This window comes from Cupriavidus sp. GW823-FHT07B10, from assembly GCF_058794355.1.
This window is the reverse complement of the sequence record NZ_JBXAGS010000017.1, coordinates 48,049-67,831: the sequence shown is the minus strand read 5'-3', so window position 1 is coordinate 67,831 and position 19,783 is coordinate 48,049. Positions and strand designations below refer to the sequence as shown.

At 63.2% G+C, this 19,783-nt stretch carries 16 protein-coding genes and 1 pseudogene; 1 reads left to right on the top strand and 16 read right to left on the bottom strand.

Annotated features, from left to right (window positions below; all coding sequences use genetic code 11):
- The first annotated feature begins 37 nt into the window (after positions 1-37).
- A complete protein-coding gene (locus AC1Q6V_RS27150) occupies positions 38-472 on the top strand; it encodes a universal stress protein (RefSeq protein ID WP_010810522.1) in 435 nt (144 codons plus the stop codon).
- 83 nt (positions 473-555) lie between these two features.
- Here the strand turns inward: AC1Q6V_RS27150 and loiP are convergent, their stop codons facing one another.
- The 16 genes and pseudogenes from loiP to AC1Q6V_RS27070 all read right to left on the bottom strand — a co-directional run bounded on the left by loiP (position 556) and on the right by AC1Q6V_RS27070 (position 19,744).
- Positions 556-1,317 (bottom strand): metalloprotease LoiP, encoded by a 762-nt coding sequence (loiP, locus tag AC1Q6V_RS27145; RefSeq protein ID WP_010810521.1) that lies wholly within the window; start codon positions 1,315-1,317, stop codon positions 556-558.
- Between the two features lie 204 nt (positions 1,318-1,521).
- Positions 1,522-2,526: a type IVB secretion system protein IcmH/DotU gene (gene icmH, locus AC1Q6V_RS27140; protein ID WP_454749114.1), complete on the bottom strand. Its 1,005-nt coding sequence runs from the start codon at positions 2,524-2,526 to the stop codon at positions 1,522-1,524.
- 27 nt (positions 2,527-2,553) lie between these two features.
- Complete coding sequence (locus AC1Q6V_RS27135; protein WP_010810519.1) at positions 2,554-4,794, bottom strand: phospholipase effector Tle1 domain-containing protein; 2,241 nt, start codon at positions 4,792-4,794, stop codon at positions 2,554-2,556.
- Positions 4,791-5,540, bottom strand: a complete 750-nt coding sequence (locus AC1Q6V_RS27130; RefSeq protein WP_371258346.1) for a DUF3304 domain-containing protein — start codon at positions 5,538-5,540, stop codon at positions 4,791-4,793. Before AC1Q6V_RS27130 ends, AC1Q6V_RS27135 begins: the two co-directional genes overlap by 4 nt.
- Positions 5,537-6,238 (bottom strand): DUF3304 domain-containing protein, encoded by a 702-nt coding sequence (locus tag AC1Q6V_RS27125; protein ID WP_234788203.1) that lies wholly within the window; start codon positions 6,236-6,238, stop codon positions 5,537-5,539. Before AC1Q6V_RS27125 ends, AC1Q6V_RS27130 begins: the two co-directional genes overlap by 4 nt.
- Complete coding sequence (locus tag AC1Q6V_RS27120; protein WP_454749113.1) at positions 6,238-6,861, bottom strand: DUF3304 domain-containing protein; 624 nt, start codon at positions 6,859-6,861, stop codon at positions 6,238-6,240. Before AC1Q6V_RS27120 ends, AC1Q6V_RS27125 begins: the two co-directional genes overlap by 1 nt.
- A complete protein-coding gene (locus AC1Q6V_RS27115) occupies positions 6,858-7,718 on the bottom strand; it encodes a DUF4123 domain-containing protein (RefSeq protein ID WP_010810516.1) in 861 nt (286 codons plus the stop codon). The genes AC1Q6V_RS27120 and AC1Q6V_RS27115 overlap by 4 nt, the downstream gene beginning before the upstream one ends.
- A gap of 21 nt (positions 7,719-7,739) precedes the next feature.
- The gene (locus AC1Q6V_RS27110) at positions 7,740-10,190 is read right to left on the bottom strand and encodes a type VI secretion system Vgr family protein (RefSeq protein ID WP_492316416.1); all 2,451 of its coding nucleotides are present in this window, start codon (positions 10,188-10,190) and stop codon (positions 7,740-7,742) included.
- A gap of 599 nt (positions 10,191-10,789) precedes the next feature.
- A pseudogene (gene aceA / locus AC1Q6V_RS27105) lies at positions 10,790-12,084 on the bottom strand (isocitrate lyase).
- A gap of 334 nt (positions 12,085-12,418) precedes the next feature.
- The gene (locus AC1Q6V_RS27100; protein ID WP_454749111.1) at positions 12,419-13,372 is read right to left on the bottom strand and encodes an alpha/beta fold hydrolase; all 954 of its coding nucleotides are present in this window, start codon (positions 13,370-13,372) and stop codon (positions 12,419-12,421) included.
- A gap of 97 nt (positions 13,373-13,469) precedes the next feature.
- On the bottom strand, positions 13,470-13,886 hold the full coding sequence (locus AC1Q6V_RS27095) for a gamma-glutamylcyclotransferase family protein (RefSeq protein ID WP_011615563.1): 417 nt from the start codon (positions 13,884-13,886) through the stop codon (positions 13,470-13,472).
- A 2-nt stretch (positions 13,887-13,888) separates the two neighbouring features.
- Positions 13,889-14,386, bottom strand: coding sequence for a ribonuclease E activity regulator RraA (gene rraA, locus AC1Q6V_RS27090; RefSeq protein ID WP_010810511.1), 498 nt, complete (start codon positions 14,384-14,386; stop codon positions 13,889-13,891).
- Between the two features lie 48 nt (positions 14,387-14,434).
- The gene (locus AC1Q6V_RS27085) at positions 14,435-16,174 is read right to left on the bottom strand and encodes a thiamine pyrophosphate-binding protein (protein ID WP_371258347.1); all 1,740 of its coding nucleotides are present in this window, start codon (positions 16,172-16,174) and stop codon (positions 14,435-14,437) included.
- Between the two features lie 57 nt (positions 16,175-16,231).
- Positions 16,232-17,509 carry an MFS transporter gene (locus AC1Q6V_RS27080; RefSeq protein ID WP_037024085.1) on the bottom strand — a complete coding sequence of 426 codons (1,278 nt, stop codon included), beginning with the start codon at positions 17,507-17,509 and terminating at the stop codon, positions 16,232-16,234.
- A 133-nt stretch (positions 17,510-17,642) separates the two neighbouring features.
- Positions 17,643-18,467, bottom strand: a complete 825-nt coding sequence (locus AC1Q6V_RS27075) for a LytR/AlgR family response regulator transcription factor (RefSeq protein ID WP_010810508.1) — start codon at positions 18,465-18,467, stop codon at positions 17,643-17,645.
- Between the two features lie 101 nt (positions 18,468-18,568).
- A complete protein-coding gene (locus tag AC1Q6V_RS27070; protein WP_011615567.1) occupies positions 18,569-19,744 on the bottom strand; it encodes a sensor histidine kinase in 1,176 nt (391 codons plus the stop codon).
- Positions 19,745-19,783 lie beyond the last annotated feature (39 nt).

Sequence of the window (19,783 nt, the reverse complement as noted above, 5' to 3'; positions counted from 1 at the left end):
GCCCTGCCCCGATCCCTAGTCAGAAAAGGAGCCCCGCATGTTCCAACATATCCTGCTACCCACCGACGGCTCGGAACTCTCCAAGAAAGCCATCAACGGCGGGCTGGAGCTCGCCAAGGCCATCGGCGCGCGCATCACGGCCTATGTCTGCCTGGAGGAGTACCCCTACACGCCGTTCAGCGAGATCGTGGTCGAAGCCCCGCAGGCCTTCAAGGACCGCATCGAGAACCAGGCCAAGCTGTATCTGAAAGAGGTCGAGAACCTGGCCACGGCGGCGGGCGTGACCTTCGACGCCGATATGTCGACCTTCGCGGTGCCCTACCTGGGCATCATCGACGCGGCCGAGCGCCATGGCTGCGACGTGATCTTCATGGCATCTCATGGCCGGCGCGGGTTGTCCGGCCTGCTGCTGGGCAGCGAGACGCAGAAGGTGCTGACGCATACCGACATCCCGGTGATCGTCTACCGCTGACCCCCGGGCGCACAGCGCCAGCAAAGCAAAACCGCCCGCACCGGCATGACCGGTGCGGGCGGCTTTTTGCTTGCGCAGGCCGCTTACGAAGCCTTGTTGATGCGCTGCTCGATATGCTTGGCGCGGTCTTCCGAGCCCGGGTGCGACGAGAACATGCCGGACTTGCCGCCGTCCAGCTTGGCCAGTTTCTGGAAAGCCGTCACCAGGCCACGCGTGTTGGCCTTGTTCTTGGTCAGCAGGTCGAAGGAATAGTCATCCGCCGCGCTTTCCTGCGACTGCGAGAACTGCGCATTGATCAGCTTCTCGCCCAGCTCGCCCAGTTGCGACTGCGACAGTGCCGCCACCGCGCCGTTGCCGGCAGCTGCCGCCGCGCCGCGTGCGGCCGTGGCGGTGTAGGCGACCTGCATGGCCTTCTTGGTGTGGCCCAGCGCCACGTGGCCCAGCTCATGGCCCAGCACGCCGCGCACTTCATCGTCGGTCATCATGTCCATCAGGCCGCTGTAGACACGCACGCAGCCATTGGCCATGGCCCAGGCGTTGACGTCCTTGGTCATGTAGACCTTGGCGTTGACGTTGGGCACGTCGCTGTTCTTCAGCCCGCTCATGATCTTGACCAGGCGCTTGCTGTAGGTGGTGTTGGCAGCGGCGATCTTGTTGGTCTTGTCCGATTCAGCGCAGGCCTGGTCGGACAGGCTCTTGACGTCGGCATCGGACAGCGTGGCAGCCTTGGCCAGCGAAGTGCCGGCGCTCATCACGCCATCGAGATTGGTGGGCATGCCGCCGGAACAGCCGGCCAGCAGTGCCGCCGCGATGGCGCAGGAAGCGAGCGAGAGAGATGCTTTCATGATGTTGTTCTTGGTGGGTAGCTCGGAAAGTGCCGATAAAGGCCACGGCACTTTAAGCCATCTCTCTTACGGCGGGAATCACCCAAATGCCGCAACTTGGCAAAAGTGACAATTTATTGCGTTTCAGCAAATTCGAGCCCGCCGCGGGCCCAGTGCCTCGATGTCGGCTCAAGCGGGACCGCCCCCCAACCTGTTCGCAGGCAATCACTGCTTGCGACTGCCATCTCCCGCTTCGCTGCCGCCAACCTTGACATCTTGTGGGGGTAGTGACCGGGGCAGCGCTGACGCCGCCGCGTCCCCAATCGCCTCGATCTCCCGCGCGACTTCGTGCGCGCGGGTCGATAGTTGATATTTGAAATATCCAAAAGCGACAAGAGCCGCAAGCGCGTATGCGGTGACTGCCATCCAGACTGGAATACCCCACAGCGGCCGGAAGTTCCGTTCTTTGGAGACTTCCAGATCGCCGGATAGTGCATCCCGCACCGGCGGACGTTGTGACTTCAATAGTTCGTAGAGCTTCTGCCGGATATGCTCATGCTGCCGGTCTCCCCCGGTTTCCACCCGATAGCGGCCCATGAACCCAAGGCTCATGACGAGATAAAACAACTCGATCAGGTCGCATTTGCCGTGCGGGTCCTCAATGGCGCGGGCCAGCAGTTGGTAGACCTTGATGCCGCCTTCGCGGTCTCCGTGGAACTGGCTGGATAACGCCATCTGTGCCCAGACGCCGGTGCCGTCTTTTCCGCCGCCCCATTTCGAATGCTGTGCCGCCTCGTCCAGTGCCGAACAAAGCGTGTAGCTTGCAATGGTGATATGGTCGGGCTCGATGTTCGCCTGATGGCAAAGCGTCCTGAACGCGCGAACTTCTCGCTCCAGCAAGGCGCGCAACTGCTCCACCTGCCTGCGCCGAAGCTTCATCTTCGGCTTCAGGTCACACATCGCCCGCAGTAGTGGTCGAGCTGCCTCATGGAGCGGATTGCGAGCGGCCTGGATGGCCTTCAGTCGCTTCGCCAGCATGGCGTCATCGTAGGGGGCGACCGTGACCGGTTCCGCATCCTTGCCCTGGATAGCCGCATCGATGTCCTGGGCGGATTTCCGCTTTGCCTTCGGCTTCTCCCTGGGGCTCGGTGATGGCTTGCCGCCCGGTTGGCCGCCCTGTTTCGGCAACCAGGATGGGGCTTTGCGAGGGGTGGGATTAGTCTCCAACATGGATCGACTCAGCCAATCTCTGTATTGTTAATCATGCATCGCCATTTCCGCGGGCGTAGGCTTTGGACTCGTATTGACACTCTTGACCAACGCATCCGTGCCGAATCCCAGATGCCGCACGCAGTTGTCATGGCCGATGAAGAACACGCGCGCCCATCCATAACCGCCGGGCGCATATTCATGGAAGTCGGGCACCCGGAACCAGGCCCGGCTGTCGTGGACATAGTTGTCGAACAAGGCAATGGCTGCCTGCTCCTGGCGCGCGAATTGGTCGACCACCGCTGGTGCCGTCCAGGCGCGCAATTGATCGAGCATGTCTCTGGCCGGCAGCACCAGGACATCGAATTTCTCGGCGTCGAATTCTGAAAATACCGCGGTCTGGACGTAGAAGTCCTTGGGGATCAATAGCACGCGCTTGCTGTCGGGGTCGTTCTCGCGCGGCACGCAGAGGTATTGACCGGTCGGGTTGGTATATGCGGCCAGAGGAACGCGTAACGGGCAGAGCATGTGAGCGCCTACCGCCGGCGGTCGCGGCGTCATGGGCGATAGCTCCACGCCGAGGCTTGCCCGCTGCTCGGGATGGAGATAGCCCAGCAGCAGCCGGAATTCCTCGGCAGCTTCGCGGAGATCGTGCTGGTCGTTGGTCACAGTCTCAGCGGCCCCCTCGCCGGGCCGGGTTTTGTCCTTCGCTCGTGCAACCTCCTGGTACTTCTGCTCTCGACGCCGCTGGAGCACATCCCATGCCTGCCTTGCCTGCTTGTCCAGCTTCTCGCCCTCCTGCATCTGGTCGGCGCTGATGTATCCTTCCTGCGCCATCCCGGCCAATCCAAGCGCCGTGCGGGCAGCGGCCAACTCATCGATGCGCTTGCGAATCTTGATCGCCTCGGCATCGGTTTTCATGGCCTTGTCAACCTGCTGCTCCAACTGGTGCGGCGTCATGCCGTCCTCATGCGCTGCCAGGAAGAACGGCTGGTTGGTCACATAGTCGCCCTTGTTCCATCGGGCACGCAGGGTGCGCCACGCAAGGCTCTGGCGCATGCCGAATCGCAAGGCATCTTCGACGCGCGAAATTTCGACGGTTCTGTCCAGCCAACGGTTGAAGGCATCGATCAAGGGCTCATTCAGCACCAGATCATGCTGCTTACCGTGCACGCGAATGATTTCCTCCTCTAATTGCAGAGGCACTCCGGCCCGCAACGCTTCGATATACATCTGGTGCAGCGGAATCTGGCTGAGCTTGTCGCCATCCCCATCCCGCGCCTTGCCTTGATCCCCTGGCGGATAGCCGCCTCCGACATCCGAATGCACCCCGGGAAAGGCAACCTCAAGTCGCTGGCCTGGGCCTCCCGGATAAGCGCTGCCTTCCCGGATGGTGTCCAATGGGAAGCTCATGCGCTGCTCATGGATGGAAAAGAAATGCACGCAACGCTGCACGTCCTTGGGAATGTTCATCAGCCCGTCATTCGACCAGGCGAAATGCCCGTCAAACACGCTGATATCGAGGGCGGACTTGAACGAATCGGGCGGCCCGACCGACGCCACTGTATCGAACAACCCCATGAAGTTGATCTTGTAGGGAATCTCGCCCGCAATCTTACCGCCGGGTGCCCAGTCGCGGGTTAGCTTGCCAATGAACGAACGCGCCCCGGCTGCCCCCCGCGAGAAGCCGAAGGCGTTGATCCACACCTGCTTGACCATCTTGTTGCGATGGCTGTCCCGCTTACGATCCCGCTGCATGCCGGCCAGCTTCTTGTGCTTCATGTCGAAGACACTGGAGAACGGCCGGAAGCCATCAGCAGCAGCCAGGCAAAGCGCCTTGGCTTCAATATTGTCAATCAGAATAGCATCAGAACCCGCAATTGCTTGATAGACGGCATTCAGGACGCGCGTGTAAGCCCACACGCAACGACGCCCATAGCCAACAGCGAACCCCTTGCCAATTGAGGAGTACTCGGTTTCCCCAACTTCCGGAAGTGGCGTGCCGACACCGGCGATGTAGTATCGATAGATGCCATACGTATGCTCTTCTCGTGCGGCCGCATGGAGCCGGGCTACATTTGTGTGAGCCTTCCACTTGGAGTCCCGAAACGCTTTGTTACTCTCGTCGTCGTTGTTGTTCGTGCCATCGAAAAACAGGCTGATATGCAGGATCTGTTCGCATCCCGCGTGGGGGTCGCGGACTTTCCCCTTGCCTAGATCATAGGCGTCCTTGCCTTTCGACAGCAGCCCGCCCTCTGGCATCTTCTCCGGCCATCGCAATACGCTCATTGTTTCAAGTCTCCAATAGATGGGTCCGCTTTGATTACCTCGCCAAATCTTACTAAGCGCGCTGCCTCTTCCTCTCGATTCGCTTCATCGTCCACCTTCCCTACAGCAATATAGGGGTCGCTATCTGCCGGCCGAACTGCAAGGCTGTTATGGCCGTTTGCATTTTCATCCTGCACCATGACCTTGATGCGATCCCCAGGCAGGAAAATGACAAACATGGCACCTGCCCTCGGCCCGTACTCTGCAATCTCCGCATCAGCCTTGTACCAGGAACCCCAAGCATTACCATCGAGCTTCTTATTGGCTATCCAATGAACGCTTACTTTCAAGCCCGGCCGCCATTTCTTCGGAAACGAAATACAGCACATTTCCCCACCCCCACCGGTTGGCGTATTACTCGGAGTGGCCGGTGAGATATTTGGGCCAGCCCCTGATATTCCATTGTCTCCGGCAATGCCAAAGGTAGCGATATAGTAAGGGGTATAGTTCAGTCCGCTAACGCCGCCGTCTTGCATCTCGTTCGGGTCATCGACTGGCTGGATTGCATGGGGCTCGCATCCCGACAGGCAGGCAAGGAACACCGCCATCAAAGCCCACACGAACAGGGATTTAATGCGCTGGCCTCCCATTTCGAATCTTCTTCCAATTGCTCCCAGACGGATGGATGCACCCCATCCGCGCAGGCGATCATAATTCCCCCGAAACGAACACTCGCTTCCAATTTCAGGCCATCGCGATATGCTCATTGCCTTAAATCTCCAATTGATGGATCTGCTTTAATTACGCTGCCGAAATTCCTGAGGTGTCTTTCCTCTTCCTCACGATTCGCCTCATCGTCCACCTTACCAACGGCAACGTAGGAATCATCGTCAGCCGGCCGAATAGCAACGCTGTTATGGCCGTTCGCATTGCCGTCTCGTACCATGACCTTGATGCGGTCCCCTGGCAGGAAAATGACAAACATCCCCCCTGTGCGCAGGCCATACTCCGCAACCTCGGCATCCGCCTTATACCAGGAACCCCAAGCGTGCCCATCGAGCTTCTTGTTGGCAATCCAGCGCACCGTGACCTTCAACCCAGGACGCCAGTGGACAGGAAACGTGCCACAGCAAGCGCCACCACTCTGTGCGGGAATATGGTCAGGCCTTGCCGGATCGATGTTTGGCCCGCCACCTTCGATGCCATTGTCATGTCCCGTTATGATGAACCTGTCAACGTAGTAAGGGGTGTAGTTCAGGCCCTCAACATCGCCTGACATCATGGCGTCAGGATCGTCGTTTGAGTGAGCTCCAACGACAGTGCTTTCATTGCAGCCTGGCAGAATCGCGAGGCATACCGCCATCAAGGCCGACACGAACAAGGATTTCATGGCGTTGACCTCCCAGCTTGCATCTATCGCCAAGCCGCCCAGGGGAATTTTTTCCGGCCATCGCAATACGTTCATTATTTCGACTCTCCGATTGATGGGTCCGCTTTGATTACCTCGCCGAATCTCAATAAGCGCGCTGCCTCTTCCTCACGATTCGCTTCGTCGTCCACCCGCCCGACTGCCACGTAAGGATCGTCGTCAGCAGGCCGAGCCCTTACCCTGTTGTAGCCGTTTGCATTTCCATCCATAACCATGACCTTGACGCGATCTCCTGGCAGGAAAATGACCCACATGCCATAAGTGGTTGTGCCATATTCGGGAATTTCCGCCTCAGCCTTGTACCAGGAACCCCATGCGTGCCCATCAAGTTTCTTGTTGGCGATCCAGCGGACCGTGACCTTTAGCCCTGGCCGCCAGCGGACCGGAAACGTGCCACAGCAGGCGCCACCGCTCTCTGTCGGTATATAGTCGGGTCTTACCGGAACAATGTTTGGCCCGCCGCCTCCGATGCCGTTGTCGTGCCCCGCTATGTTGAAGGTGTGAACGTAGTAAGGGGTGTAGTTCAGGCCCTCAACATCGCCTGACATCAGGGCGTCAGGATCGTCGTTTGGCAGAGTGCCAACAACGGAGCTTTGATTGCAGCCGGGCAAAACGACGAGGCATATCGCCATCAAGGCCGACACGAACAAGGATTTCATGCGTTGACCTCCCGCTTTGCATTTTTCGCCAACTGCTCCCAGACGGATGGATGCACCCCATCCGCGCAGGCGATCATGGCTTGCCCGGAACGAGCACGTTCTTCCAAGGCGCGTCGCATTTCATCGTGGGCGTCGAAGTCGCGGCAGTATCGGTACGAGAGTTCGCAGAAGTACATTCGATCCGCTGGCTCTGTCAGCCCCCACTCGGCGGCACGCTGATAACGGGGCAGAAAATCCATGAAGCGCGTGAGATAGGGACCTGCCCCATCCACCACGCCATCCTCTGCGAGCGCCGCGAGCAACTGATCCGGCTCGCAGTGTTCGGTCAGTCGGTCCAGTTGCTCCTGGCTGAGCTGAATGGACAGCGGCGTTTCCTGTGTGCTCTCGCCCTCCATCGGGCCGTCAATGCACTGCCATTCGTCGCTGTAGCCGCGGTATTTCCATTGCTGAATGGGTCGCATGATCCGTTCCACGATGTCGTCGCCCCAGACTTCCATCGTCACCAGCAGGTTGCGCGGGTCGTAGTAGCGAATCAGGGCGGTCATGCCTTCGCCAATGTCCGCAACGAGAAACTGATGCAAATGACGGGCGAGACGGTCAATGTCCACGCGGCTCCAGATGAGCGTGAAGCATGGCGCCCACAAATCCATCGCGTCGAATTGCGCCAGCCAGGGTGCTTTGGGATCGTCCACCCGCGCCAGGAACAGGCAGGCGTCGCCGGCATCGGCTTCGGGCAGGCCGGCATACACATTTCGAAAATCGGCGCCCGATTCGCGCAGCAATGCACCAATGCGAGTCGGATGCACGGCGCCATCGGCCAGCACGTAGATATGAACTGCGCTTTCTTCTTCTGTCATCGAGCTGCTGTTCCTGGTTATTTATCGAGGAACCACGGCGGCATTGCGTGCGGCCGCCTTGAGCAGGCATTCCAGGCAGACTTGCCTCGCCTTTAGCTCCACCGGAAGACTGCTGGGACCGGTCAGGTTCTTGCTGGCCGCGTGCACGATCCCCCCGCCATTGGTGCCGTTCTCAATGCCGCCTTCGGTCAGCTTGATGTAGCTGCCACCGCCGTCGAGCAGCACTTCCTTTGCCTTTAGGCTGATCTTCCCGGCAGTGGCGTTGATTTCAAGCTTTGCCAACAGGTTGATATTGTTCTTGAGAGCTTGCAGGTCGATGTCGCCCATGTTGGCAACCAGCTTCATGCCGGCTTCATATACGAACAGACGCAGTGCCTTGCGAATGCTGGCAAAGAAGCCCCCGCCCGTGGTCACGGACAGGTGCTCCCCGGTAGTCAACGCGGTATGCGTGCCGCTGGCGATGTGCGTGGAACCCGCTGCGGTCGAGACAATGCCAGCGGGGCTCGCTGATACCAGGTGCGGCGCCGTGAACTCCTTCAGCTCGCCACCGCCCTTGATTTGCTCAAGCTGCTTTTCCAGCAATCTTGCAATGTCGGGCTGTTCGCCATCCTGCGCCTGCGCCTCGGTCGCCTTGTCGCCCATGGTGCTGGCGATATCCAGGGCCTTTTGCATCAGTTGAATGACATCGCTGACATTCATCATGTTGCCTTCGGCGTTCCGGCGCGAGAAGGTGGTGATAAGCATGCCGAGTGCGGCACGCAGTGCTCCATGCGCATCGGTTCGAAGCTCAAAGCCTTCGCCGCGCTTGTCCTTGCGCCCCTCCCAATCGTTGACGCGGACGTTGTGGCCCAGCGCCAGCAGGCTGTTCTGGTGGTCCGACGCGACCTGCACCTGCTGCTGGCCCTGGGTATCGTCGTAAAGCGTGTGGTTGCGGCCTTCGCCGAACAGTTCCTTGCTCTGGTAGCCGGACAAGGCATGCTGGCTCGGCAGATCCCACGGCGGCAGGTTCAGCCGGTTATTGACCGGTCCCATGATGATGGGCCGGTCCGGGTCGCCACCCTCATAGCTGACAATGACTTCCTGGCCGATGCGAGGCAGGTGCGTGTTGCCGAAGCGGTCGCCGGAGGAAAAGCCGGTGACGCGAATCCAGCAGGAGCTATTCTCGTCGTAGCTGCCATAGCGGTCCCAGACGAATTGACAGCGCACCCTTCCCAGGTCATCACACCAGATTTCCTGATTGGCTGGGCCGACGACCCTGGCTTTGTGATGGCCGCCGATGTAAGGCTTTTCGACCAGTTCTGGCCGGAAGATTTCGCTAGTGGGCTGCGCCTCGAATTCGACTTCGCAGCGCCAGGACTGGCCGCTGCCGGCGAACTCGCCCACGTCCTCGATCAGCAGGTGCGTGGCGAAAATCAGGTACTCGCGGTTGGCCTTGGTGCGCAGGAATCGCTTGAGGGTGAAGGTGTGTCCCGACGCCATCGCGCGCACATTGCCCTTGCCGCGCGTCCGTACGCCGTGCTGCCGCAGGCGTTCCATGTTGATGCGCGCCAGCATCTCGCCTTCCTTGCGGGCATCGTTGCCGCTCTTGGGTTCGGCGTAATCGCCCGGCCAGTGATACAGCTCATAGGTCGCGTGGCCGGTGTCGCGCGGGTCGGCGGCGCAGACATTGAGGTCGGCGCGCGGTTGGTTGTGGTCGTAATCGCCTTGCGCCCAGGCCCCCGAGACGAGCCGGTCGCGCACCTCGAATTCGTGAAGGTGTTCCTCGTCCGCCCGGTCCGAGGATGGATACCAGCTGATGGCATGGTAGGCAGGGCTGGGGATATTCCGGAAAGCGCCATTGCCATCGGTCAACACCATGCGGTGGTGGCCGTCCGAATGCTCCCAGTGGAAATTCACACCCCATTCCGCGAGCAGGCGGCGCACGAACTGGTAGTCCGTCTCGCCGGCCTGCATCTGAAATCGGCGCTTGGGATACTGGCTATCCAGCAGGCGGCGCTCGACCGGGAAAGTGTATTTGCTGAGCACCGCCTCTACGATTTCCAGCACAGTCATGTTCTGATAAGGCCGGATGGTGCTGGTGAGCGTGGCCAGCCACAGCCACGGGCGCAGGGTCAGGCGGTACAGGATGCGTTCGTGTTCGTAGTAGGGGCCGCGTACGTCCGTGACGAGGCCGGTAATCTCTCTCTTGCCGCTGCCGAAGCCGCCATCCGGACCGGTGCCGGAGCCGTCCAGCTCGATGCTGACGGTCAACTCCTTGCCTTGCATGGCCTCCATATCAAAGTCACCCGCCGGCCCGTATAGCACGTTGCGTTCGTCGGGCGTCTTCAGTTCCAGTTCGTATTCGAACAGGGAATTGATACTCTCGGTGCCGGACAGTTTGGAGAACAGCAGCAATGGCTGCCCCAACAGTTCCGGCAGACCGTCGCCGGAAACGGTGACGGTACGGAAGGAAAACCGCAATCGGCTACCCATGCAATCACGCTCCGTGGAAAGTGGACTGTCGCCGCCGTCAGCAGCCAGTGGCTCGGTCGTCCATCGACCAGCCAATGAGAGTGCAGCAACGCGGCCTCGATAATAGGAGCAGCGAAGTGGGGAATAAATCAGACGATTCCTAATTACGCAGCCCAAAACGCCTGAAAACAGAATTAAGCAAGACTGAAATCGCGTTAGGATCCCTATTCCGCAAAGACGTGCGGACACATGGACTGCGCTGACGCTTCAGAACTTTCCAATTGTGAAGAATTGAAAAGGCGGTAAGGCACGAAGCAAAAGGGGCGGCACACATAACTTGAGAATGCGCGCCGCTCTGGAAGATGCGGGCATTGACCTGTCCCGCGTCAGGCTTCTAAATAGCCGGCGTGAACCCGGCCAGGCTTGGGCGGTAACTCTGCATGGAGTTTGAGTTTTGAACACCCGTTGAACAGCTACCCGCTAACCCGCCCCAGCATTGGAAAATAAAAAAACGCGCCGTCCCTGAGAGAGAACGGCGCGGCGCCTAAATCAGAAGGCGTGATGGTCGCACGCCTTCCTTAACCGCCGGACCCACGTTCCGGCGGGGGTGACCAGGAGAGTCAGGCCACTTTCTTGTCTTCGAAGAACTGCTCGTCTTCGGTCGAACCCTTCAGTGCGGTCGTCGACGACTGGCCGCCTTCGATGGTCTGGGTCACGGCGTCGAAGTAGCCGGTGCCGACTTCGCGCTGGTGCTTGACCGCGGTGAAGCCCTTCTCGGCGGCCTTGAACTCGGCTTCCTGCAGTTCCACGAACGCGCTCATCTGGTTGCGGGCGTAGCCGTATGCCAGGTTGAACATCGAGTAGTTCAGCGAGTGGAAGCCGGCCAGCGTGATGAACTGGAACTTGTAGCCCATCGCGCCCAGTTCCCTCTGGAACTTGGCAATGGTGGCGTCGTCCAGGTTCTTCTTCCAGTTGAACGACGGCGAGCAGTTGTAGGCCAGCATCTTGCCCGGGAACTTGGCGTGCACGGCTTCGGCAAACTTCTTGGCGAACTCGAGGTCCGGCTTGCCGGTTTCGCACCACACCAGGTCAGCGACTTCAGCGTAGGCCAGGGCGCGCGAGATCGACTGCTCCAGGCCGTTGCGCACGCGGTAGAAACCTTCCACGGTGCGCTCGCCGGTGCAGAACGGCTTGTCGTTGTCGTCCACGTCCGAGGTCAGCAGGTCCGCGGCTTCGGCGTCGGTACGGGCGATCACCAGGGTCGGCACGCCCGAGACGTCGGCGGCCAGGCGCGCGGCGGTCAGCTTGGCGACGGCTTCGCGGGTCGGCACCAGCACCTTGCCGCCCATGTGGCCGCACTTCTTCACCGAAGCCAGTTGGTCTTCGAAGTGAACGCCGGCGGCGCCCGCTTCGATCATCGACTTCATCAGCTCGAAAGCGTTAAGCACGCCGCCGAAGCCGGCTTCGGCATCCGCCACGATCGGGGCGAAGAAGTCGGTGTCGCCCTTGCTTCGCTCCACTGGATCTGGTCGGCGCGCTGGAAGGTGTTGTTGATGCGCTTGACGACTTGCGGCACCGAGTTGGCCGGGTATAGCGACTGGTCGGGGTACATTTCACCGGCCAGGTTGGCGTCGCCTGCGACTTGCCACCCCGACAGGTAAATAGCCTTCAGGCCGGCCTTCACTTGCTGCATGGCCTGGTTGCCAGTCAGCGCGCCGAGCGAGTTGACGAACGGCTCCGTGTGCAGCAGGTTCCACAGCTTCTCGGAACCGCGGCGGGCCAGGGTGTGCTCGACCTGGACCGAACCACGCAGGCGCACCACGTCTTCGGCGGTGAAATTGCGCTTGATCCCTTTCCAGCGGGGATTGGTATCCCAGTCTTTCTGCAGGGCCTGGATCTGTTCTTGGCGGGTCATGGTCACTCTCCTGATGATGCGGGGATGGCTGAGAATCTGTTGATCACCTGACCTGGGCTACGTCGCGGTGGCTGCGTCGCCTGCTGTTTTTCGCGCCTCATGTCATGAGTCTTATATAAGAGTGTAGAGAACCCTCCCGCGTTGCAACAACCTTGATCTACAGTTCCCGCTTAGTTTTTTCTTCCAATAATTCAATGGTTTATAGATTTTATTTCACGATGCGGTAAATGATCTTCCATCATGAGAAATGGTCTTGTGCTCCGCAAACCATGTATTTTTGCGGTCCAAAACATCTTTCCACATCGTGAAATATGCGCAGGATGCGCTGCCTCCGCTAGCGCAGGCGCGCGGCCAGCAGCGCCGGTGAGGCCGGCTCCCCTTCCATATGCTCGACAAATTCCCGCACCATGATGGCAAACCCCTGGGCGTCGGCCAGCGGCAGCCAATGGTGCGCGGGCACGGTGCGGCGCCAGAGTTGCGTGGTCCAGCGGTGCACGTCTTCAGTTAGCGCCGGCTTCACATACCGGTCATGCAACGGCACGATCACCTGCACCGGCGCATGGGCATGACAGTGGCGCGGGGCACGCAGTACGGGCACGAAGTTGGCACGGTACAAGCGCACACCATGGCAACCGTCGGCTGTTTGTGTGGGGCTGGGCCCCGTGCGCAGGCCCTCGGTCAGGCGCAGGTAGCGCGGCCACGCACGGCCGAGCCACAGCCGCCAGGTCAGCTCAGGCAGCCACGGCAGGTGGAAGGCGCCGATATACCACGATGCTGTGAGCTGCCGCAGGGTCTTGCCCAACGCAGCCAGCGACCGCTGCCCGCGCAGTTCGCGCAAGCCGATTGCCGCGTGGTCCAGGCAGGGACCAGAGCATGAGGTGAATGAGGCGATGCGCCCTTGCAGCCGAGCATCGGTCACGAACTCCCAGCTCTGGATCGAACCCCAGTCATGGCCGACAAGGTGCACCGGGCGCTGCGGCGAGACCGCGTCGATGACTGCGATGAAGTCATCGGCAAGCTTCTGCAGCCGGTAAGCGTCAGTCGCGTGCGGCGCGGTTGAGCGCCCTGCCCCGCGCACGTCATAGGCCACCACGTGGAAGCGCCCCGCCAACTGCGCCGCCACGTCGTGCCAGACCTCGCTGCTGTCGGGATAGCCGTGCACCAGGACGATGGTGGGCCGCCCTGGCCCGGGCTCGCCCCAACTGGTGGCGTACAGCCGCACGTCGCCGGCGTGGATAAAGCACTGCCGGGGGAAGACCTGCGGCGGCAGGGATTGCGGAGCGTTCATGGCCGTCGATTCCATTGTTCGATGTCATCGCCGGCCATGCTACGCAAAAGCAAACGGCGCCGCGAATGGGCGCCGTCCGTTTGAAACGAGCCGGGGCTCAGGCCGCGGCGGTATCGCGTGCGCGGCGATAGGCCACCCAGTCGCCGCTGTCGATGCGCGGCAGCGTGGCCACCGCGGACTCGGCCACCGGATACAGCAGGCAGGCGACAGGCTGGCCGTTGTGCAACACGGCCCGTTCCTCGCGCACGAACAGCGTGGCCTGGCCGGGATAAACCTCTTCGATCTCGTCGAGCACCGGCAACAGCGCGTCGGCGATCTCGTAGAGATCGCCCACGACCGGCCCGCCACTGGCGTCCAGCACCAGGCCGGGATAGGTGCCGAAGTCATAGAGCCTGCCGGCCACCGTACCCGTGCCCAGCAGCGTGGGCGCGGCAATGCCGTGGCGCTGCGCGGCGGCGTTCAGGTCGTTGACCTCGCCGGCGCGCAGCGTGCCGTAGACAAAGACGCGCGGCATGCTCAGTTCCCCAGCCTTTCGTCCGAGACCAGCACGCCGTCGGCGTCGACGTAGATCCAGTTGCCCGGGCGCACCACTGCGCCGGGCATCTGCACCGCGACGTCGCTTTCGCCAACGTTGCGCTTCTGGCTTTTCTGCGGATGCACGGCCAGCGCGCGGATGCCGATGTCGCACACGTCCAGCTCGGCGGTATCGCGGATGCAGCCGTTGACGACGATGCCGACCCAGCCGTTCTTCTCGGCCAGCAGGCCAAGGTTGCCGCCCACCAGCGCGCAGCGCAGCGAGCCGCCACCGTCGATCACCAGCACGCGGCCCTGCCCCGGCGCTTCCAGCGCGGTCCGCACCAGCGAGTTGTCTTCGAACACCTTGAGCGTAGCCGCGGGGCCGGCAAAGGCGCCCTGCTTGCCGAAGGCGCGGAACACCGGCGCCATCACGCGCAGGGTGCCGTCGGCAAGGTGGTCTTCATGCGCGTCGCACAGGTCGGTGGTGACAGGCTTCATCGATGGTCTCCTGATAGGCAAGAAAGTATCCGGTCGGGCCGCTCGGCCTCACTGTTGCTGGCTGGCCAGCGCCTGCGCGCGGATGGCGCTCAGCGTGGTGCGCGGCGTGATCACGTCCGGGTCCACCTGGATCTCGATCAGCGTGGATACCGGTGCGGCCAATGCCTCGCGCAGTGCCGGGGCAAAGGCTTCGGTCGTGGTCACGGTGGCGCCGCGCGCACCATAGGCGCGCGCCAGCGCGGCAAAGTCGGGGTTGTGCAGCTCGGTGCCCGAGACATGGGTCGGGTATTCGCGTTCCTGGTGCATCCGGATGGTGCCGTACATGCCGTTATTGACGACGATGAAGATCACCGGCGCCTGGTATTGCATCGACGTAGCCAGTTCCTGGCCATTCATCAGGAAGCAGCCATCGCCGGCCAGCGCCACCACGGTGCGTTGCGGGAACGCGATCTTGGCGCCGACCGCCGCCGGCACGCCATAGCCCATCGCGCCGCTGGTCGGGGCCAGCTGGCCGCGGCCGCCGCTGGTGAACGGGCGATAGTGGAAATAGCGGTGCAGCCAGCCGGCGTAGTTGCCGGCGCCATTGGTCACGACCGCGTCGGCCGGCAGCAGCTGGTCCAGCGTGCGGATGACTTCGGCCATGTCGACCCCCTGTCCCGTAAATGGGGGCGGCTGCAGGTAGCGTTCGTAGTCGGCGTGCGCGGCTTCTGTCCACGCCTGCCAGCGCGGCTCGGCCGTGGGCTGCAGGCCGGCCAGGCGCGCGGCGATGGCCGGCATCGACGCCTGGACCATCAGGTCGGCCTGGTAGACGCTGCCCAGCTCCTCGGCGCCGGCGTGCACGTGGATCAGCTTTTGCGCGGGCCGCGGCGCGGCGATCAGCGCGTAGCCTCCGGTGGTCATCTCGCCCAGGCGCGGGCCGATGGCCAGCACCAGGTCGGCATTGCGGACGCGCTCGGCCAGCGCTGGGTTGATGCCAATGCCGACATCGCCGGCGTAGTTGGGATGGCAGTTGTCGAACAGGTCCTGGCCGCGGAAGGCGCAGCCCACCGGCAGCGCGAAGCGCTCGGCAAAGGCCTGCAGGTCGGCGCAGGCCTGCGGCGTCCAGCCGCTGCCGCCGGCCAGCACGAAGGGACGCTCGGCGGCGTCGAGCATCTCGGCCAGCCGCGCCAGGTCGACCTCGCCGGGCCAGCTCATGACGCGCTGGTAGGCCTGCAGCTGCGGCACTACCGCAGTCTGCGCCAGCATGTCTTCGGGCAGCGCCAGCACCACCGGGCCCGGACGGCCCGAGGTGGCGGTCTGGTAGGCGCGCGCAATGTATTCGGGGATGCGTTCGACCCGGTCGATCTGCGCCACCCACTTGGCCATCTGGCCGAACATGCGGCGGTAGTCGATTTCCTGGAAGGCCTCGCGGTCCATGAAGTCGGTGCCGACCTGGCCGATGAACAGAATCATCGGCGTCGAGTCCTGGAAGGCGGTGTGCACGCCGATACTGGCATTGGTGGCGCCCGGCCCGCGCGTGCAGAAGGCCAGCCCGGGGCGGCCGGTCAGCTTGCCGTAGGCCTCGGCCATCACCGCGGCCCCGCCCTCCTGGCGGCAGATGATGAAGCGCAACTGATCGCGGCGGCGGTGGAAGCCGTCGAGCACGGCCAGGTAGCTTTCGCCCGGCACGCCGAAGGCCAGCTCGGCGCCGTGCGCCAGCAGCGCATCGACCAGGATATGGCCGCCCGGCAGCGGCGTGCCGTGTTCGGAATCGTCAGGCTGGGTGGTGTTGGCCGGCGTCATTGACATGAAAGCATCCTCAGGCAATCGAATTCGGAAGGCGGTGCTTGGGTGGCCCGGCCCGGGCTAGGCGGCCTCCGCCTGGCCCGCCGCCGCGCCGCGGCGCGAGCGGTTGCCGTTGCCCACTGTCACCGCGGTGAAGATCGACAGCAGCTGGAAACCGCCGATCATGAAGAACACCCAGGCCGGCAGCTTTGCATCCATCAGCGCACCGAAGAACAGCGGGCCGCACGCCAGGCCGATATCCAGGCCCGAGTAGACCACGCCATAGACGCGCCCGGTGGCACCGGCGGGGGCGGCGGCGCGCACCAGCAGGTCACGCGACGGCCCGGCGGTACCGGCGCCAAAGCCGATCACGCCCATCAGCACCGGCACCAGCAGCGCCGGCACCAGGTTCAACCCGACCAGCACCGCCATCAGCCCCGATACCGTGAAGCTCACCGCGATCAGCCGGTCATGGTTGCTGGTGCGGCCGGCGGCAAAGCCACCGACTATCATGCCGCCGGCGCTGCACAGCATGTAGATGGTGTAGGACGCGGTCGCCAGCGTGAACGGCATGCCGTACAGGTAGGTCAGCGCGGTCGGGGCAAAGCTCTGGATGCCGGCCGCGGAGAACGTGGTCAGCAGGAAGAAGGCCCAGCACACCCACACCTGCGGCAGGCGCAGGAAGCCCAGCACGCTGCCGCCGGATGTGGCCACCCCGGCCGCAGCCTTGGCCGCGGGCCGGCCCACGGCGCCCTGCACTTCGCGCGGGTCCAGCACATGGCGCAGCACTACCAGCACGGCCAGCACGATAAAGGCGACTGCCGAGGCCGCCGCCAGCGCCACGCGCCAGCTGGCGAGGTTGGCGATCGCCACCAGGAACAGCGGCGCCGCCGCCCAGCCCAGGTTGCCGGAAATGCCGTGAACCGAAAACGCGTGTCCCAGCCGGGGCTGCGACACATGCTTGTTCAGCAGCGTGAAGTCGGCCGGGTGGAATACGCCGTTGCCCAGCCCCGCCACGGCCGCGCCGAACAGCAGCGCGGCGTAGCCGGAACTGGTCGACAGCAGCAAGGCCGCGGCGCCCAGGAAGGCCAGCCCGGCAAACAGCACCGGCCGTGCGCCGAAGCGGTCGACCACAAAGCCGGACGCGGTCTGCACCACCGCCGAGACCGCGAAGAACACCGTCATCAGCAGGCCCAGCTCAGCATAGCTCAGGCCGAATTCCGCCTTGATCCATGGGAACAGCGGAGCCAGCAGCAGGTGGTAGAAGTGGGAGACCCCGTGAGCCAGGCCAACCAGCCCGATCACCTGGGCGTCATGACGAAGAGGGTTGCGCGTGGGATCGAGTGCGGCGGTGGACATGGCGCTGGTGGCAGGGGCTATGCGGCAGGACGGAAGGCGGCAGCCCAAAAAAATACGGGCCGAAGCCCGCATCATAGAGGAAAACCCCTGTCCTCTGCAGCCAGGTGGCGGCCACGCCTCCCGCCAACCGCGCTTACATCTGCTTGAACAGGTGCGCGTACTGTCGCGCCACCGGCAGCAGTTCAGGACGGTCGCGCAGCCGCAGCGACAGCCGTCCCAGCGACTGGTTGACCGCGCTGGCCACGCAGGTGATGTTGACCACGGTGCCGCGGTGCACCTGCCAGAAGCGCTCCGGGTCCAGCTGCTGGGTCAGCTCGCGCAGGCTGGTGCGGATCAGCGCTTCGCCGGCGCCGGAGACCACGTTGACGTACTTGTCGGTGGCCTCCAGGTAGATGACTTCGTCCACCGGGATGATACGCACCTCCTGCCCCACCAGTGCCTTGATAAAGCGCAGGTACTGCCGCTGCGGCGCGCCGCCCGGGCCTGGCGTGGCGTGCTCCAGCGATTCCAGCCGCGCCAGCAGCTGGCCAAGCCGGTCCGTCTCCGCGATCGAGGCTTCGGCCTCGGTGTCTTCATCGTCGGCGGGGCCGGCCAGGCGGTCCTTCAGACGCTGCACCGTGGCCTCAAGCCGTTCGCGCTGGACCGGCTTGAGCACATAGTCCACCGCGGCGCGCTCGAACGCCTCCAGCGCGAACTGGTCGTATGCGGTCACGAAGACCACCAGTGGCGGGGTGTCGAATTCGATCAGTTCGCGCGCCACGTCCATGCCGCTCATGCCCGGCATGCGGATATCCAGGAAGGCCACGCGCGGCTGGTGCTCGCGCGCCGCCGCCAGCGCGGCCACGCCGTCGTGGACCACGGAAACGATACGGGCCTCGGGCCACAGCGACATCAGTTCGGATTCCAGCACGCGCGCCAGCAGCGCTTCGTCGTCGGCGATCAGAAGGGTCGGGGTCATGGGGGCGTTGGGGTGGTGGATGGGTCCTGGCGTTGTCAGCGGCACCGCCACGGGCGGTGCCAGCCGTTCGTCTTGTCAGGCTTGCTGGCAGGCGGGGCGCCTCAGAGCCGTTGCATGGCTGGGGCCGATACTGGCATGCCCTCCGGCACGCTGGTGACTGTCTGGGTCAGGGTGGGCGCTTCGGCCGGGCGCTCCAGCGGCAGCGTCAGCCGCACCACCACGCCGCGCGGGGTGTTCTCCTCCATCTGCATGGAGGCCGCCGCGCCGAAGATGCGCGCCAGCCGCTCGCGCACATGCGTGATGCCCAGGCCCGAGCCCTTGCCCGAGGCATGACCGAAGCCCACGCCGGTATCGGCGATGATGACCTGCACCGCATTGTCGCCGGCCGCGCGCGCCGACAGCCGGATATGGCCGCCGATCATGCAGGGCTCGATGCCGTGCGTGACCGCGTTTTCCACCAGCGGCTGGATCAGCATGGGCGGGATCTCCACCTTCGCCAGTTCGCGCGGCAGGTCGATGTCGAACGAGAGCCGCTGGCCGAAGCGCATGCCCTGGATGTCCAGGTAGCTGCGCAGCAGCTCGAACTCCTGCCGCAGCGTGCATTGCTCGGCGCGGGTATGCGCCAGCGACATGCGCAGGAAGCCGATCAGGCGCTGCAGCAGCTGGCGCGCGGCGGGCGGGTCGGTGGCGATCAGCCCGTCGAGGTTGGCCAGCGAGTTGAACAGGAAATGCGGCTCGATCTGCGCCTGCAGCGCCATCAGCTGTGCGCGCACCAGCTGCTTTTCGGCTTCCTCGCGCTGCAGGGCGTCCAGCGCGGCCTGGCGCTCCAGGGATGCGAGCTTCTCGCGCGACCAGTAGAAATAGATCATCGAGGCCGCGGCCAGCATGCCCACCACCAGGCACATGCGCAGCATGCCGCCGGCTTCGTCCGCCGACTTGGGCGGCAGGTCCAGCGCCACGCGCGTGGCCCAGCTGCCGAACACCACGCCCGCGGGCACCGCGGCGGCGGCCAGCAGCAGGAAGGGCCAGCGGCGCGGCCGGTCGTTCCACCAGATCACCACGCGCGGAATGTCGATCAGCACCCAGATCGACAAGCCGATCAGCTGGCTGTAGACAAAGTTGTGCCACAGGCTGCCGCCGGTCTGGAAGCCGTAGTTCAGGCTGATGGCGATCACCGAGTTCATGCACAACACGAACAGCAGGTCGCGGCCGAGGATATTGAGCCGGGAGGGGATGGCGGTGGCGACGTTGGAGAAGCAGCGGTCCATGGCGTTCATGTTAGCGCGGACTGAGCCTGGCGCAACGGGAATGTGATG

Coding starts and splice junctions, on each gene's coding strand:
- AC1Q6V_RS27135 (WP_010810519.1), bottom strand. CDS start 4,794: ATGAGCGTATTGCGATGGCCGGAGAAGATGCCAGAGGGCGGGCTGCTG.
- AC1Q6V_RS27070 (WP_011615567.1), bottom strand. CDS start 19,744: ATGAACGCCATGGACCGCTGCTTCTCCAACGTCGCCACCGCCATCCCC.
- AC1Q6V_RS27075 (WP_010810508.1), bottom strand. CDS start 18,467: ATGACCCCGACCCTTCTGATCGCCGACGACGAAGCGCTGCTGGCGCGC.
- rraA (WP_010810511.1), bottom strand. CDS start 14,386: ATGAAGCCTGTCACCACCGACCTGTGCGACGCGCATGAAGACCACCTT.
- AC1Q6V_RS27100 (WP_454749111.1), bottom strand. CDS start 13,372: ATGAACGCTCCGCAATCCCTGCCGCCGCAGGTCTTCCCCCGGCAGTGC.
- AC1Q6V_RS27085 (WP_371258347.1), bottom strand. CDS start 16,174: ATGTCAATGACGCCGGCCAACACCACCCAGCCTGACGATTCCGAACAC.
- AC1Q6V_RS27130 (WP_371258346.1), bottom strand. CDS start 5,540: ATGAGCATATCGCGATGGCCTGAAATTGGAAGCGAGTGTTCGTTTCGG.
- AC1Q6V_RS27115 (WP_010810516.1), bottom strand. CDS start 7,718: ATGACAGAAGAAGAAAGCGCAGTTCATATCTACGTGCTGGCCGATGGC.
- AC1Q6V_RS27125 (WP_234788203.1), bottom strand. CDS start 6,238: ATGAACGTATTGCGATGGCCGGAAAAAATTCCCCTGGGCGGCTTGGCG.
- AC1Q6V_RS27080 (WP_037024085.1), bottom strand. CDS start 17,509: ATGTCCACCGCCGCACTCGATCCCACGCGCAACCCTCTTCGTCATGAC.
- AC1Q6V_RS27150 (WP_010810522.1), top strand. CDS start 38: ATGTTCCAACATATCCTGCTACCCACCGACGGCTCGGAACTCTCCAAG.
- AC1Q6V_RS27120 (WP_454749113.1), bottom strand. CDS start 6,861: ATGAAATCCTTGTTCGTGTCGGCCTTGATGGCGATATGCCTCGTCGTT.
- loiP (WP_010810521.1), bottom strand. CDS start 1,317: ATGAAAGCATCTCTCTCGCTCGCTTCCTGCGCCATCGCGGCGGCACTG.
- AC1Q6V_RS27095 (WP_011615563.1), bottom strand. CDS start 13,886: ATGCCGCGCGTCTTTGTCTACGGCACGCTGCGCGCCGGCGAGGTCAAC.
- icmH (WP_454749114.1), bottom strand. CDS start 2,526: ATGTTGGAGACTAATCCCACCCCTCGCAAAGCCCCATCCTGGTTGCCG.
- AC1Q6V_RS27110 (WP_492316416.1), bottom strand. CDS start 10,190: ATGGGTAGCCGATTGCGGTTTTCCTTCCGTACCGTCACCGTTTCCGGC.